The sequence below is a fragment of the Bradyrhizobium paxllaeri genome (assembly GCF_001693515.2).
GTDB lineage: Bacteria > Pseudomonadota > Alphaproteobacteria > Rhizobiales > Xanthobacteraceae > Bradyrhizobium > Bradyrhizobium paxllaeri.
This window is the reverse complement of the sequence record NZ_CP042968.1, coordinates 2135980-2151412: the sequence shown is the minus strand read 5'-3', so window position 1 is coordinate 2151412 and position 15433 is coordinate 2135980. Positions and strand designations below refer to the sequence as shown.

The 15433-nt window shown below is 63.4% G+C and carries 15 protein-coding genes; 5 read left to right on the top strand and 10 right to left on the bottom strand.

Annotation, left to right across the window (positions count from 1 at the left end; translation table 11 throughout):
* Positions 1 to 66: 66 nt before the first annotated feature.
* The 6 genes from LMTR21_RS10170 to LMTR21_RS10145 all read right to left on the bottom strand — a co-directional run bounded on the left by LMTR21_RS10170 (position 67) and on the right by LMTR21_RS10145 (position 6758).
* Positions 67 to 1056 (bottom strand): ABC transporter ATP-binding protein, encoded by a 990-nt coding sequence (locus LMTR21_RS10170; RefSeq protein WP_065756619.1) that lies wholly within the window; start codon positions 1054 to 1056, stop codon positions 67 to 69.
* Positions 1053 to 2033: an ABC transporter ATP-binding protein gene (locus LMTR21_RS10165; RefSeq protein WP_065756620.1), complete on the bottom strand. Its 981-nt coding sequence runs from the start codon at positions 2031 to 2033 to the stop codon at positions 1053 to 1055. The genes LMTR21_RS10170 and LMTR21_RS10165 overlap by 4 nt, the downstream gene beginning before the upstream one ends.
* Positions 2034 to 2044: 11 nt before the next feature.
* Positions 2045 to 2917, bottom strand: a complete 873-nt coding sequence (locus LMTR21_RS10160) for an ABC transporter permease (protein WP_065756621.1) — start codon at positions 2915 to 2917, stop codon at positions 2045 to 2047.
* Positions 2904 to 3854, bottom strand: a complete 951-nt coding sequence (locus tag LMTR21_RS10155) for an ABC transporter permease (RefSeq protein WP_065756622.1) — start codon at positions 3852 to 3854, stop codon at positions 2904 to 2906. Before LMTR21_RS10155 ends, LMTR21_RS10160 begins: the two co-directional genes overlap by 14 nt.
* A 6-nt stretch (positions 3855 to 3860) precedes the next feature.
* Entirely contained in the window at positions 3861 to 5402 is a 1542-nt protein-coding gene (locus tag LMTR21_RS10150) for an ABC transporter substrate-binding protein (RefSeq protein ID WP_065756623.1), read from the bottom strand.
* Between the two features lie 150 nt (positions 5403 to 5552).
* Complete coding sequence (locus tag LMTR21_RS10145) at positions 5553 to 6758, bottom strand: CaiB/BaiF CoA transferase family protein (protein ID WP_065756624.1); 1206 nt, start codon at positions 6756 to 6758, stop codon at positions 5553 to 5555.
* A gap of 213 nt (positions 6759 to 6971) precedes the next feature.
* Here LMTR21_RS10145 and glgA point away from each other — a divergent pair, with 213 nt between their 5' ends.
* The gene (glgA, locus tag LMTR21_RS10140; protein ID WP_430642581.1) at positions 6972 to 8372 is read left to right on the top strand and encodes a glycogen synthase GlgA; all 1401 of its coding nucleotides are present in this window, start codon (positions 6972 to 6974) and stop codon (positions 8370 to 8372) included.
* Between the two features lie 6 nt (positions 8373 to 8378).
* On the opposite strand, the gene LMTR21_RS10135 is transcribed toward glgA, so the two are convergent.
* Together LMTR21_RS10135 and LMTR21_RS10130 are read right to left on the bottom strand one after the other, a co-directional pair.
* Positions 8379 to 9539 (bottom strand): patatin-like phospholipase family protein, encoded by a 1161-nt coding sequence (locus LMTR21_RS10135; RefSeq protein ID WP_065756626.1) that lies wholly within the window; start codon positions 9537 to 9539, stop codon positions 8379 to 8381.
* 27 nt (positions 9540 to 9566) lie between these two features.
* Positions 9567 to 10391 carry a 3-hydroxybutyrate dehydrogenase gene (locus LMTR21_RS10130; protein WP_065756627.1) on the bottom strand — a complete coding sequence of 275 codons (825 nt, stop codon included), beginning with the start codon at positions 10389 to 10391 and terminating at the stop codon, positions 9567 to 9569.
* Between the two features lie 185 nt (positions 10392 to 10576).
* On the opposite strand from LMTR21_RS10130, the gene LMTR21_RS10125 reads away from it, so the two are divergent.
* Positions 10577 to 11479 (top strand): LysR family transcriptional regulator, encoded by a 903-nt coding sequence (locus tag LMTR21_RS10125; protein ID WP_065756699.1) that lies wholly within the window; start codon positions 10577 to 10579, stop codon positions 11477 to 11479.
* 32 nt (positions 11480 to 11511) lie between these two features.
* On the opposite strand, the gene LMTR21_RS10120 is transcribed toward LMTR21_RS10125, so the two are convergent.
* Positions 11512 to 12231, bottom strand: coding sequence for a peroxiredoxin-like family protein (locus LMTR21_RS10120; RefSeq protein WP_065756700.1), 720 nt, complete (start codon positions 12229 to 12231; stop codon positions 11512 to 11514).
* Between the two features lie 77 nt (positions 12232 to 12308).
* Positions 12309 to 12593 carry a hypothetical protein gene (locus LMTR21_RS10115; protein ID WP_065756628.1) on the bottom strand — a complete coding sequence of 95 codons (285 nt, stop codon included), beginning with the start codon at positions 12591 to 12593 and terminating at the stop codon, positions 12309 to 12311.
* A gap of 238 nt (positions 12594 to 12831) precedes the next feature.
* On the opposite strand from LMTR21_RS10115, the gene LMTR21_RS10110 reads away from it, so the two are divergent.
* The 3 genes from LMTR21_RS10110 (at position 12832) to LMTR21_RS10100 (ending at position 15402) form a co-directional block, all read left to right on the top strand.
* Entirely contained in the window at positions 12832 to 13323 is a 492-nt protein-coding gene (locus LMTR21_RS10110) for a DUF302 domain-containing protein (protein ID WP_065756701.1), read from the top strand.
* A gap of 91 nt (positions 13324 to 13414) precedes the next feature.
* On the top strand, positions 13415 to 14776 hold the full coding sequence (locus LMTR21_RS10105) for a dihydrolipoyl dehydrogenase family protein (protein ID WP_065756629.1): 1362 nt from the start codon (positions 13415 to 13417) through the stop codon (positions 14774 to 14776).
* 191 nt (positions 14777 to 14967) lie between these two features.
* Positions 14968 to 15402, top strand: a complete 435-nt coding sequence (locus LMTR21_RS10100; protein WP_430642580.1) for a cupin domain-containing protein — start codon at positions 14968 to 14970, stop codon at positions 15400 to 15402.
* Positions 15403 to 15433: the final 31 nt, after the last annotated feature.

Here is a 15433-nt window from a genome sequence, read left to right as displayed (position 1 = left end):
CTTGAGGGCGGACATTGCCACGTCCGATCCGTCGAGACAAACGGGAGCCAGCGGTGCTTGCGGTATTCAGATCAGCGGGTGGTGGCAGGCCACTAACTGGCCCGGCGCCACAGTGCGCAATTCCGGCATCTCGTCGCTGCATCGCTGGTCTGCGCGGGGGCAGCGGGTACGAAACCGGCAGCCGGAGGGCGGCGCGATCGGCGATGGCGGCTCGCCGACCGGCACGGTCTCGGTGGGGCGGACATCCGGATCGGGCACCGGGATCGCCTCGATCAGCAGCGCGGTATAGGGATGCGCCGGGTGAGCGAACAACTGCTCGGAGGGGCCGACCTCGCAGAGCCGCCCCAAATACATCACCGCGACGCGGTCGCTCACCGCCTTCACCACGGCGAGATCGTGCGCGATGAACAGCAGCGTCAGGCCGAACCGGCCTTTCATCTCCTCCAGCAAATTGAGGATCTGGGCGCGGATGGAGACGTCGAGCGCGGAGACCGGCTCGTCGCAGACGATGAATTCCGGATTGAGAACGAGCGCACGCGCGATGCAGATGCGCTGGCACTGACCGCCGGAAAATTCATGCGGCAGCCGCCCGACAACCAGGCTGGGATCGAGCCCGACTGCGGTCAGCACCTCGTACACGAGTTGCTTACGCTTCTCCGGATCCTTGACGCCGGCAATCACCAGCGGCTCGGCGACGATGTCGCCGATCCTGCGGCGCGGATTGAGCGAGGCGATCGGGTCCTGGAAGATCAACTGAACGCGCTGGCGCATCCGCCGCAAGGCCTCGCCGTGCATCGCCGTGAGATCCTGCCCGTCGAACGACACGCGCCCTGCGGTCGGCCGGCGCAACTGCAGCACAGCCCGCCCCAGCGTCGATTTCCCGCAACCGGATTCGCCGACCAGACCCAGCGTTTCGCCGCGGGCGATCTGCAGGGAGACGCCGGACACGGCGTGAACGATCTTGGGGCCGACGGGATATTCGACGACGAGATTGTCGACTTCGAGCAGGGCGTCGGATGAAGCGGATCGGACGGATGGAACGGATTGCTGATTCATGCGTCGGCACCCGCATGGGTCGCTATCGGGTGGAAGCAGGCGAACTGGTGCGCGCTCGTCTCGGTCGCCTCAAGCAGTGGTTTCTCCGCCTGGCAGCGGGCCACCGCATAGCGGCAGCGCGGCGAGAACGAGCATCCCCGCAGCGGCCGGGTTGGATCGGGCGGACGTCCCGATATCGCCGGCAGCGGCGTGTGGGGAGCCGCGTCGAGCCTTGGGAGCGCAGCAAGCAGCGCTTCGGTGTAGGGCATCCGCATCTTCTTGAACAAATCAGGCGTCGGCGCGCGCTCGACCACCCGGCCGGCATACATGACAGCGACTTCGTCGGTGCGCCCGGCAACGACGCCGAGGTCGTGGGTGATGATGATCATCGCCATGTGCCGGCGGCGCTGCTCGCGCGCCAGCAGATCGAGGATCTGCGCCTGGATCGTCACGTCGAGCGCGGTGGTCGGCTCGTCCGCGATCAGGAGTTTCGGCTCGCACGACAGCGCAATCGCGATCGCCACGCGCTGCCGCATGCCGCCGGAAAGCTGGTGCGGGTACTGCGCCAGCCGCTGCTCGGGCGCGGGGATGCCGACCGCCGCAAGCAATTCGACGCTTCGTCGCGTAGCGGCAGCATCGTCGAGTTCAAGATGCTCCTGCAGCGTCTCGATCAACTGGGTGCCGATCGTCAGCACCGGGTTGAGCGAGGTCATCGGATCCTGGAACACGACCGCCAGCGACCGGCCGCGCAACTGGCGCAGCTTCTCCGGCGAAAGCCGCAGCAAATCCTGCCCGTCGAACATTACGCGGCCGGAGAGTTTTGCTTTCTTCGGCAGCAATTGCAGGATCGCGCGCGACAGCATGGTCTTGCCGCAGCCGGATTCGCCGACCACGCCGAGCGTGCGCCCGGCGCCGACGGTGAGATCGACATGATCGACGGCGCGCAGATTGCCGCGCGGCGTCGGCAGATCGACGGTAACATCCTCAACGGACAGCAAGCTATTTCCGGTCACAGTGCGCCCTGACGTGGATCGGTGAGCGCACGCAGCGTGTCACCGACGAGATTGAAGGCCAGTACGGTCAGGAACATGGCCGCCGCAGGCATGAAAGCGAGCCGCGGCGCCACATCGAGGCTCTCGCGTCCCTCCCCGATCATGCTCCCCCAGCTCGATATCGGCGGCGGCACGCCGAGGCCGAGGAACGACAGCGAGCCCTCGACCACGATGATGACGGCAACGCCGAGCAGGAAGAACGCCAGCAGCGGCAGCATGACATTGGGCAACAATTCGCGCAGCAATATCCGCGCATGCGTCGCCCCCAGTGCTTGCGCGGCGATCACGAATTCGCGCCGCGCCAGCGTCAGCGTCGCCGCCCGCGCCACCCGCATGAAGGCGGGAACGCTGAGCAGGCCTAGAATCAAGGTCAGGTTGAAAATCGACTGCCCGAGATAGGCGGTCACCGCCAGCGCCAGGATCAAAGGCGGAAACGCCAGCAGCACATCCATGCTGCCGACCACCATCGATTCGAACCGGCCGCGGAAATAGCCCGCAAGCATACCGAGCGCGCCGCCGATGACGAGCCCGATCACCGGCGCGCAAATGCCGACGACCAGCGATATCCGCGCGCCGTAAATCAGCCGCGAGAGTTCGTCGCGGCCGAGCCCGTCGGTGCCGAGCCAGTGCTCGGTGGAGAACGGCGCGCGCCGCTCCAGCATATCCATGTCGGTCGGGCTCTGCAGCGGCAGGACGTTCGCAAAAACCGCCACCGCGATCACGAAAATCAGCCAGCCGATCGCCGCCCAGAACAGCACGCCAAGCCGCCGGCCCTTGCGCGCGGGCTGGCTTACGGCCTCCTCGGCGACGTCGAGTTCAAGCGTGGCCATGGCGAATCCTGGGATCGAGAACGGCGTAGAGCATATCGACGACGAAGTTCATGATGACGAAGCCCGCACCGACCAGCAGCACCACCCCCTGCAGGATGATCAGGTCACGTGTCAGGATCGCTCCAATCAAAAGCCGGCCGATGCCCGGAAGGGCGAAGATCGTCTCCACGATGACCGCGCCGCCGATCAACCGGCCGATATTGATGCCCGTGATCGTGACCAGCGTGAGCGACGACGGCTTCAGCGCGTGCACGAACAGAATGCGCGAGGCCTTCAGCCCCTTGGCCTTGGCCAGCGAGATATAGTCTTCCTGCAGGGTCGCAATCATGTCGGATCGCAGCACGCGCATGATGCTGGGCCATTCGGCGAGCGCCAGCGTCAGCGCCGGCAGCACCATGAAGCGCAGATTTGCGGCAGGGTCTTCGCCGAACGGCACATAGCCGGTCGCCGGCAGCCAGCGCAGTTCGACCGCGAAGAAGTAGATCAAGAGGATCGCCGACAGGAAGGTCGGCACCGACAGCATGCCGAACGCCGTGCCGGTCATGAAGCGGTCGAACGGTCCGCCACTGCGCGCCGCGCAGACGATCGCCAGGGGTACGCCGATCGCGAGAGCGCCGAGCTGCGCCAGCAGCATCAGTTCGATCGAGACCGGCAGCCGCTCGGAAACCGCCTGCAACACCGTCTGGCCGGTGCGGAACGAACGGCCCAAATCGCCCTGCAACACGCCGCCGAGCCAGCTCAGATAGCGCCACCAGATTGGCTGGTCCAACCCCATGTCACGCCGCAACGCCGCCACGTTCTCCGGCGTCGCCTGGTCACCGAGGATGGTATACGCAAGATCGCCCGGCAGCAGCGACGCGATTAAGAAGGTCAGCAGCGAAACCGCAATCAGCACCGGCACCAGATAGAGGAGCCGGCGCGCAACGAAGAACGCCATAGGCGGCTATTCCTTCCAGGCGCGCGATACGTCGATCATCCCGCTATACATCTTGGGCAAGCCCTTCAGCTTGGCAGTCGAGATCGCGTAGTAGGTGTTCTGGAACGTCCAGAACCAGATCGCCTCCTTGTTGATCAGCCGGCTGATCGCGCAATAGTCGTCGATGCGCTTATTGGTATCCGCCGTGACGCGGGCGTGATCGAGCAGTTTGTCGAGTTCCGGATTGGAGTAGTTGGCAAGCGCCACCGGGCTTCCGGTCTTGAAGTTGGAGTACATCTGTATGTCAGGATCAGCCAGATCGACGATGCGCCACGGCGTCAACTGGAACTGGCGCATGAAGGCGCGCGGCGGGATGGTGGCCTGATCGACCTGCTCGATCTCCATGTTGGCGCCGGCCCGCTTCCAGAACTGCTGCAGCACCTGGCCAACCATGCGTCCGCGTGGCGTCGCCGTGACGAGCATCTTGAACTCGACGGGCTTGCCGTAGTCCTTGATCAGCGCCTTGGCCTTCTCAAGATCTTCCGGAAGCGCACCGTCGTCCTTGCATTTGACCCACGAGCCGTCGCCATAGGGATTACTGGCCGGACGGGACAAACCGTTGGTGATCGCCTGCGACATCTTTTTGCGGTCAAGCGCCATTACCAGGGCCTGGCGCACGCGAATATCGTCGAATGGCGCGACCTTAGTGTTGAAGGCGTACACCTGCGCACCGGACCCCAAGTATGTGTGCACCGTCAGCTTGGAATCTTTTTGCGCCTTTTGGATATTGTCGGCACTGTACTCATCATCCCAGATCAGGTCGACCTCGCCGGATTGCAGGCTCGCAAAGCGCGATTGCGCGTCGGGTAGCGGCTTCAGCGTGATGCGGTCGAAATAGACCTTGTCCTTGTCCCAGTAGTCCGGATTTTTCTCCAGGATCATGCGATCGCCGGCCGTCCAGGACTTCAGAATGTAGGGACCGGTACCGACGGGATTGCGGTTGTATTCATCTCCCTTGGTCTTCCACGCGGTCGGGGAATGAACCGCATTGGTCTGGCTCGCGTAGGACACCAGCGACGGGAAGTTCACCGAGGGGTCATTGAGGTTATAGACCAGCGTCAGTTCGTCCGGCGCCTGAACATTGTTGACATTGGAGATATAGAAGGCGCAGCGGCACTTGTTGGCGGGATCCTTCTGCCGGTCGAAATTCGCTTTGAACGCTGCGGCGTTGAACGGCGTGCCATCGTGGAACTTGACGCCGGGACGCAGCTTGAAGGTCCACATCTTGAAGTCCTCGGAAGGCTCCCAGGACAGTGCCAGCTTAGGCTGCGGCTTGCCGTTCGCATCGAGCGTGGTGAGCGTATCGAACAGCGCGGATGATGCGGTAAGTGCCGCTGCGTCGTAAACGCCGACCTTCAGCACATCGAAACCGGGGATATCGATCTCGAGTCCAACGGAGATGCTACCGCCCGGCTTCTGCGCATTGGCGGGCATAGCCGACAACGCCACGCCAAATCCCGCCACAAGAAATATTCGCGCAAGCGCGCCCGAACGAATCCCCGCCTTCATTGTGTTTCCTCCGATGTGTCGTTCGTCCGGCATTCCGGATCGTCGATGGTTGCCCGCGAGATTGTCCGGAAACGCAGTCGCGGGCAAGGCCGATCACAGCCTGCGGATGAAAACGCCGCAGGTCCATGTTTCGCTATGCGGACCGCGCCGTCAGCCGCGCGCGGCTACCTGCGCCTTGCCGGCGAAGGATGCGATTTCCTCCTCGGACAGGCCGGTCTCCTTCAGGTAGGTGCGTGTGTGCTCGCCGAGCGTAGACATGCGCGGCGCCGCCGACACCTTGGCGCCGGACATGCGGAACGGCAGGTTGAGAACCTTGAAGGTGCCGCCGCCGTCCTCGACCTCGGCCAATGCGCCGCGATGCGCTATCTGCGGATCGCGCAACGCTTCGGCAACGGTGCGATAGGCCGATGAGGGAACGCCGTGCGTATTGAGAGCGGCGAGGCACTGCTCGGTCGTCACGGTGCGCGACCACGCTTCCACGCCGTCCATCAGGCTGACCCAGTTATCCCGCCGATCGGAATATCTGGCGAAGCGCGGATCGCTGACCCATTCGGGATGACCGATCACCTGCATCAGGCTCTGGAACGTTTTCTCGCTGGCGACCGCCATCATCACATAGCCGTCCGTCGTCTCGATCGGGCCGAACATCGGCCGCTGCGTCGGCCTCACTTCGAATTGCGACCACTGCAGTTCGTTCAGCGTCAGGCTCAGCATCGACTCCAGCATCGAGACGTCGATGTGCTGGCCCTGCCCGGTTGCCGCGCGCTGGTAGAGCGCCGCCGAGATCGCGCCGAACGCATAGACGCCGGTGAGCACGTCGGCGTGGTAAATGCCGCAATAGTCCGGCCGGCTGCGTCCCGGCTGATAGGCCAGATGCGCCATTTCATAGCCGGAGGCTGCGTGAATCACCGGCGCATAGGCTGGCAGTTCGGCCGATGGTCCGGTCTGGCCGTATCCCGAGATCGAGCAATAGACCAGTTTTGGATTGAGCCCGTGCAGGGAGGCGTAATCGAGCTTCAATCGCCGCATCACGCCCGGACGGAAATTCTCCATCAGCACGTCAGCGGTCGCGACCAGGCGGCGAACCGCCTCCACGCCCTTCGGCGATTTCAGATCCAGAACAATACTGTTCTTGCCGACATTGAGCTGGCCGAAGGCGGTCGAGCAGTTATTGCGTACCGGTGGGCGGGTCCGCATCGTCTCGCCTTCCTCGGTCTCGATCTTGATAACCTCGGCTCCCATATCGGCGAGCATTCGTGTACAATGCGGTCCGGCAATCGTGGTTGAGAAATCGAGGACGCGCAGGCCTGCGAAGCTGCCTGTCAAATTCCTCTGATCGTTGCCGGTTATGGTCATTTCGTAAAGCTCCTTCGGCCGTTTGCGGCCATTTCGTTTTGTTGGCGGGCGTGACCCTAAATTGTGCAGCGCCGACAGGGAAGTAGTCGCAGAGGAACGACCGTCCGGAGCACGCGTTGTATTTGCATCGGAAGTTGGACCCATTCTTGCATCAGTACCATTGCGGTTGGTACGGAGACGTTTGCCTTGAAGGTCTTGTTCGTCACCACTGAAATGGATGACTTCGTCCGGGTCGGCGGTCTCGCTGCCGTTTCCGCAGCACTACCCCGGGCGCTGCGCCGCTGGAGCGATGTCCGGGTCATGCTGCCCGGGTATCGGGACATTCTCGAACAGCTCACCCATATTGAAATCGTTGGGGAATGCGGATCACTCGCGGAAATGCCGGCCTGCTCGCTCGGGCGCGCGGCGACCAAGGATGGCCTGCCCGTCTACGTGCTGTTGTGTTCGCAATTATACGACCGGCCCGGCAACCCCTATGGGGATGAATCCGGGCGCGACTGGCCGGACAACGACATCAGGTTCGGCCGGTTTGCCTCCGCCGCGGCCGAGCTTGCCGCGGGCACCGTGGACAAGAATTGGGCAGCAGACCTGATCCATGCCAACGACTGGCAGGCCGCGCTGGCGCCGGCCTATCTGGCATGGAGGGGAACGAAGCTTCCGTCGATCCTGACCATCCACAACCTCGCGTATCAGGGCCTGTTCCCGCCGGACGCGCTGCGCCGCATCGGAGCACCCGAAAGTTCCTTCCACATCGACGGGCTCGAATTCTACGACCACGTGTCGTTCCTCAAGGGCGGCCTCGTCTACGCCTCGCATCTGACTACCGTCAGCGCGACCTATGCCAGGGAGATCACCACGCGCGAGCTCGGCTGCGGGCTGGAAGGCCTGCTGCAACGGCGCTCGAACGCCGCGCAACTGACCGGTATACTGAACGGCATCGACGAAAGCTGGGATCCGAGCGCCTGTGCGCATCTGGCGCAGACCTTTGCCCCCGGCGATTGGACAGGCAAACAGGCCAATGCCGACTACGTCCGCAAGCAGTTCGGGCTAGCGCTGTCGCGCGGTCCGCTGTTCGGCCTGGTCGCACGTCTGGTTCACCAGAAGGGCGTAGACCTCGTGTTGTCAGCCGCCGACGAAATCATCGAGGCTGGCGGGCAGATCGTGGTGACCGGCAGCGGCGAGCAGCAGATCGAACAGGCGCTGGTCGCTGCGCATCGCCGCAGGCCGGATGCGATCGGCGTTACCATCGGCTTCAACGATGCCCAGGCGCGGCGAATCTTTGCCGGCAGCGATTTCACGCTGATGCCGTCGCGGTTCGAGCCGTGCGGGCTGAGCCAGATGTATGCGCAGCGGTTCGGATCGCTGCCGATCGGCCACCAGACCGGCGGGCTCGCGGAGACCATCCAGGACGGCGAAACCGGTTTCCTGTTTTCGCAACCGTCAGCGGAATCCTTTCTCGGCGGCGTCAGGCGCGCGTTCGAGGCCTTCGGCGCCAAGGACAAGCTCGACGCGATGCGGCGAAGCGCCATGGCGCGCTCCTTCAGCTGGGACCTTTCGGCCGCCTGCTACAGCGCGCTCTATCGCAAGACGATCGCGCCCTCCATCATCGCGTGACGTTCATTACTCCGCCGCTTCCGGCATGGCTTCTATCTGTTCATGGAGGACGACGCCGGAGAGCGGATCGAACTCGCCGACCCATGGTTTCTTTTCGAGCACCGCTCTGGTGTGGCGGTAACCGGCGTCCCAGCGCTGCATGATCCCGGACGGGCTGAAATCGATGTCCTTGGTGTGGTCCTCGCGGCTGAGCTGCGGGGCGAGCAGCCGGACGACGTGCATCCGGGTCGGGCAGCCGTAACTGGCGAGTTCCCTCACCGCCTCGCTATTGCGCTCAGCCTCCGGCAGCCGTGCAGCGAGCTGGTTGATGACATGGCGCAGGCGATGCGCCTGCTGCTGGCGGGCGATTTGGCTGGCAATCCGGCTCGAATACTGCACGTCCTTGTGGCGGTTCAGTACCTCGGCCATCGTGGTCGGCTCAGGCCCGGACGGATTCCACAGATGCACAGCGAAGATCAGCGAGTTCTTGCGTGGATTATCGTCGAACACGGCTTCCGTCGGTGTGTTCGATAGTATGCCGCCGTCCCAATAGAGTTCGCCATCGATGCGAACGGCCGGGAATGCCGGCGGCAGCGCGCCGGAGGCCATGATGTGCTTGACCCCAAGCTCGCCGTCGCGGCTGTCGAAGTAGCGCATCTGGCTGCTGCGGACATGGGCGGCGCCGACCGTCAGGCGCGGCGTGCATTGGTTGACCAGATTGAAATCGACCAGCTCCATCAGCGTGCGTTCCAGCGGCGCGGTCGAGTAATAGCCGGCATTGTCGGCCCCCAGCGGATAGCTGTCGCCGGCATGGGCGAGCGGATTCGGCCGGAAGAAACCGGGAATGCCATTGGTCACCGTCGACCAGTAAGCGAGCTTTTCGTTGAAGCCCGGAATGATGTCGCGAAAACGCCAGACCGGATTCTGCTCCATTCGCTTCCAGAACTCGCGCAGGCGCGATAGCCGGTCCTGCGGCGCATTGCCGGCAATCAGGCTGGCGTTGATGGCGCCAATCGAAGTGCCGATGATCCAGTCCGGCTCGATGCCCGCCTCGTGCAGCGCCTGATAGACGCCGGCCTGGTAGGAGCCGAGCGCGCCACCGCCCTGCAGCACCAGCACGACCTGCCCGGGCTCCGATTTGGCGGGGGGCCGTACGTGCGAAGAATGACTGCGCTGAAGCTCGTTCATGTCACGCTCTCCTGGATTGTCGCAGCGCTAGTGCGCCGTCCACCCGCCATCGACCGGCAACGCGATACCGGTGATCGATGCGGCGGCATCGCTGGCGAGAAACACCGTCAGCGCGCCAAGCTCTTCGACCGTGGCAAAGCGCTTGTTCGGTTGCTGCGCCAGCAGCACGTCGTGAATGACCTGCTCGCGCGAAATGCCGTGCGCCTTGGCCTGTCCTTCGATCTGCGCCTCGACCAGCGGCGTATAGACATAACCCGGACAGATCGCGTTGCAGGTAATGCCGTCCTCCGCCGTCTCCAGCGCCGCCACCTTGGTCAGGCCGACGATGCCATGCTTGGCCGCGACATAGGCCGCCTTGAAGGGCGAAGCGACCAGCCCGTGCGCGGAGGCGATGTTGATGATCCGCCCGAATTTGTTCTGACGCATCGCGGGCAGTGCGAGCCGCGTGGTGTGAAACGCCGACGACAGGTTGATCGACAGGATCGCGTCCCATTTCTCGACCGGAAACTGGTCGAGCGGCGCGACATGCTGGATGCCGGCATTGTTGACGAGAATATCGAGCCGTCCGTGACTGGCGACGGTAGCCGCAATCATCTCGGCGATTGCATCGTGGCTCGTCATGTCGGCGGCGGAATAGCTGACGTTGACGCCGAACTCGGCTTCGATCTGATTCCGAGTTCTGGCGATCTCGGTCGCGATACCAAACCCGTTCAGCACCACTGCTGCGCCTGCCTCCGCCAGCGCGCGGGCAATCCCGAGCCCGATGCCGCTGGTCGAACCCGTCACCAGCGAGACCTTGCCAGTCAGCGGCCGCTCGGCCGCCACGCCTCGAGCATTGAGCTGGATATTCATGGCTATCCTTTCGTGTGGGGGATTCAGCGCTTATGCTGACCATCCCGGCCCCACCCTGCCCTTCCGGCTTGAAGTGAGGAAATGCCGTTTGGCTTCCAAAACCATAGGCCGGCGCTATGGCGGTTATGGTGTCATCGCCAGCCGCGATCGGGTACGGTGCGATCAAGACAGACCGGGGCACGGCCATGGAGATGCATCAGGTTCGCTACTTCCTCGCGGTCGCGCGCGTGCTCAACTTCACGCGCGCCGCCGACGAGTGCAACGTCACGCAGCCGTCGCTGACGCGCGCCATCAAGCAGCTGGAAGCCGAACTCGGCGGCGACCTGTTTCGCCGCGAGCGCCCTGCCGCACAATTGACCGAACTCGGCCAGCGCATGCACCCGCTGCTCAAGCAATGCTATGAGGCAGCGACCGGTGCCCGCGAGCTCGCCTCCTCCTTCAAGAGCGGGGAAGTCGGCGCACTCAGGATCGCGCTGACCCACTCCGTCGACCTCGCGCTGCTGATCCCGCATCTCGACCAGATCAAGCGGATGTTCAACCGCCTGGAGTTTCGCTTCCTGCGCGGCAATGCCCGCGAAGTTGCGGAATTTCTGAAGAAGGGCGAAGCCGAGCTCGGCATAGCCGCCGAGATCAGCGAAGAGTGGGACCGGCTCGATACGTGGCCACTGTTCACGGAAAGCTTTCAACTCGTCGTCAACAAGAAACACCCGCTGGCGACGCGCGAGAAAATCGATTTTGGCGATCTTCGCGCCGAGCAATTGCTGTCACGGATTTACTGCGAGCATGCGGCGCGGGTGAACTCTTCGCTTCGCGAACATGGGCTCGACGTCGATCGCAGCCACGAGATCGCATCCGAACGCGATTTGATCGAACTGTTGGAGGCCGATATCGGCGTCGCCGTGGTGCCCGATACCGCAGCAATTCCGCCGACGCTGAAGCGCGCCGCAGTCGATGGGCTGGACGCTCGGCGAACCGTCAACCTCTACGGTGTCGCGGGGCGCGAACGCACCGCCGTGGCATCCGCCGTGATGCGTATGCTGCGCGGCGCCGACTGGCAGCAGGTCGTGGGCAAGACCGCCGGCGCTTGAGGGACGTTGAAGCGCCAGAAGTTTCCTGAGCGCTACGCTTCCTCGCTCGCGCTCTTCAGCGCGGTGATCAGGTCGTCGATCTCCATGCGCTTGCGGAAATCGGGATCGACGAAGCGCGCCTTCACCAATCCGTCACGGCCAACCACGAAGGTGGCAGGGATCGGCAGCACCCAGCCGTCATTGCCGTGGAAACTCGCCATGTCCTGGTATGACAGCAGCCGCTGGATTTCCGCGCCGAACCAGATCGCAAGATTGAGCGACAGCGCATAGCCATTGTCGAGATCGGTCAGCACGGGGAACAGCGCATTGGCCTCGGATTTGAATTTTGCGGCATAGGCCTGCGTCTCCGGCATGATCGCGACGGTCTGTGCGCCCAGCGCGTTTATCCGGGCATGGGCCTGGATCACCGCCCACACATTCAGCCGGCAATACGGGCACCAATGGCCGCGATAGAACATCACCGCGACCGGGCCGCGATCGAGGAGCGATTTCAGGCTGACCAGGCGCCCGGTCTCGTCCGGCAGCAGGAATGGCGGCATCACCTCGCCCGGCCGCGGCGCGTTTTCGCCGCCACCATTCTCGTTGAGCCGCGCCACCAGCCGGTCGACCGCTTCGCCATAGGCCGGAAAGATCTCCCGCCCCTCCGCAGCATAGGCCTCGAGCTGCTCGCGCAAGCTGCCTTCCATGTCGCGGCACCGCAGGAACGCCTCCTTGAGACGTTCGGCGTTGGCTGGCGATAGCGTTGTCGTCATGGCTTGCTCCGGCATATCCGCATTATTTTCTGGTCTGGGCCGCCCGGCAAGGGCGGCCCGACGCTGCAGTGCTCGATTCAGGGCAGATAGAAGTTACCGGTAGGGTCGAGCATGCCCGAGGCCGAGTAGAGCTGGCCCTTGTCCATGAAAAACACGGTGTTAGCAGGCACCTTCTTGGCGTTCTTCATCATCGCGTCGTGGTTCTTGGGCGTCGCGGCCATCGCCATCGCCGACATCTTGCCGGAACCGGCATACATATAGGCCATGCCCGGATTGAATTCCCAGGGAACTTGCGAGAACGCCGTGGTGGCGACGACGGTAAAGGCCGCGGCGGCAATCAGGGTCTTGGAAAGGATTTTCATGGCTATTCCTCTGGATGGTGACGCCCGCCGATCGGGCGCTGTCTCATCAGAAGGCCGCAGGATCTGAATGAGAAATACCGTTGCACAATCGGTTCGATAGCCGCGGCGTATTGAGCGACGGCCAATAGCCCCGCGCTATCGACTTCAGAGCGAATCCGCATTTCATATGGGCCGGCTGGATCTTCATCCTGTCCTCGAAAGCATGCGGAGGCATGCGCCAACCGACAGGAGATTTCCGATGACAGCCCATTTGACGAACCGCATTGCAAATTTCTGCGCCTCGCTGCTGCTGGTCCTGCTGATCGTTTCCGTCGTCTCCGCCGCACGCGCCGACAGTGACGACGGTATCGTTCGCGTCAAGAGCGCGGTGCCGATGGCGGAGGCGATCAGCCGCATCAAGGCCGATATCGCCGGCAAGGGCATCAAGTTCTTCATGGAGATCGACCAGTCCAGGCTCGCCGCCGACGCCGACATCAAGCTGCGTCCTTCGACGCTGCTGGTGTTCGGCAATCCGCCGCTCGGAACCCAGTTCATCACCTCGAACCCGAATGCCGGCCTCGACTGGCCGGTCCGGCTGCTGCTGACGCAGGACGACAATGGCGATGTTTGGGCGGTCTGGACCGATTTCGGATGGATCGCGAAGCGCCACAACATCAGGGATCGTGTCGCGCAGTTCGAGATGGCGACCAAGGTGGTGGGCTCGATCACCTCGACGATTACGACCCGGTAACGCCGCCGACCCGTCACGCGTGACGTCTCCAGGCTGCGCCGACGGCGCGGCCTGATCGGCATCAGGAGCTGCCAACAGAGGGATCAATTCGATGACACCGGAGAAATTCGACGTGGCCATTCTGGGTGGCGGCAATGCCGGCATCGGCGTCACCGGTCCGGTCCGGCACGCGGGAATGTCGGTCGCGATAATCGAGGCCGATCTTCTCGGCGGCACATGCCCGAACCGCGGCTGCACGCCGAAGAAGGTGCTGGTTGCCGCCGGCCACGCACTGCACGAAATCGAGCGCGCGTCCATTCATCATATCGCCGTCGGCAGACCGAAGCTCAACTGGGCGGCACTGATCGATCGCGAGAAGGACATGATCAAGGACATCCCGGCCAACCTCGCCCGCTCCATGGCCAAGCGCAATGTCGAGGTCATCAAGGGCCATGCCGCTTTTGCCGGTCCGACCAGCATCCGCGTCGGCGACCGCAGGCTTGAGGCCAGGCACATCGTGATCGCGACGGGATCGAAGCCGCGGCCGCTGCCGATCCCGGGTGCCGAACTGATGATCACTTCTGACGAGATGCTGAGCGAGCGGGAGCTACCTGCCTCGGTGATTTTCGTCGGCGGCGGCGTCATCGCACTTGAGTTTGGCCATGTCTATGCCCGCGCCGGCGCTGCAGTCACGATTCTCGAGGCACTGCCGCAGCTATTGCCGGCCATGGACGCAGACGCAGTCGCACGCCTGCAGACCGAGAGCGAGCGTATCGGCATCCGGGTCAGGACTGGCGTCAGCGTCAAGCGAATTGAAAGAGCGAATGGCCACCTGCGCGTCCACTTCACCCACGAGGGAGCCGAGCACACGTTAGAGGCCGACCGTATCGTCAATGGCGCGGGACGCATTGCCAATGTCGATACGCTTGATCTCGCCGCGGGCCAGGTCGAGCACGCCAATGGCCGCATCGCGATCGACCGGCATCTGCGCTCGACCTCCAACCCGAACGTATATGTTTGCGGCGACGCAGTACCGACCTCACCGCAACTGTCGCCGATCGCGACCTATGAGGGCGACATCGTCGGCCGCAACATCGTAGAAGGCCCGATACACAGCCCGGACTACGCCAGCATGGCGACATCCGTCTACACCGTGCCGCCGCTCGCCTCCGTCGGCCTGACCGAAGCCGCCGCCAGGCAGAAGGGCCTCATCATCGACGTTCACACCAATGACATGCTCGACTGGTTCTCCGCGAAAACCTATGCCGAGACCGTGGCATGGTCGAAGGTGATCGTGGACCGATCGGCCGACCTCATTCTGGGCGCGCATTTCGTCGGGCATGCCGGCCAGGAGCTCGTGAACATTTTTGGACTGGCGATGCGCTTCAACATCACCGCGAGCCAGATCCGGGAAAATGTCTACGCCTACCCGACCTTCTCCTCCGACATCAAACACATGCTCGGCCACGGCTAGCCGCATAGCGCGGCGCTATGGAGTCAAGAGCCAACCGGCATTTCCTCCCGCGGCCGATTTCCTTGATGGTGATGACGTAGCCGGCCAGATCATTCGAGGCCGCGGCAAAAGACAGAAACAGAGGAGACCATGACATGTCCAAATCCAACGTCGCGTCACACACCATCTGGCAGAGTCTTGCATTCGTCGGAATGATTGCAGGCTCGATTGCAACTACGTCCAGCGCCATCGCCGGCGAATGCCCAGCCGGAAAGATGCAAGCGAACGTCCGCCCGATGGTCGACCACAAGCCGGTCGGCGTCACGGACATTACGCTCGGCTCGATCAATCTCGAAAAGCAGCCGGCCAACATCAGGGATCGCGAGCTGCGCTTCCGCAAATTGACGATCGAGCCCGGCGGCATCGTGCCCTGGCACAGCCATGACGACCGTCCCGCGCTGATCTTTGTCCAACAAGGCGAGATCGTCGAATACGCCAGCAATTGTTCGGAGCCGATCGTGCACAAGGCCGGCGAGATCAGGCCGGAGGTCGCCGGCACCTCGCACTGGTGGAAGAACCTCGGCAAGGAAACCGTCATTCTCTATGTCGGCGACGTCCGCAAGGACCCGCACGATCACAACATGTAAGAGCTGTAACGAGCGCCTCCCGACGTCTCGT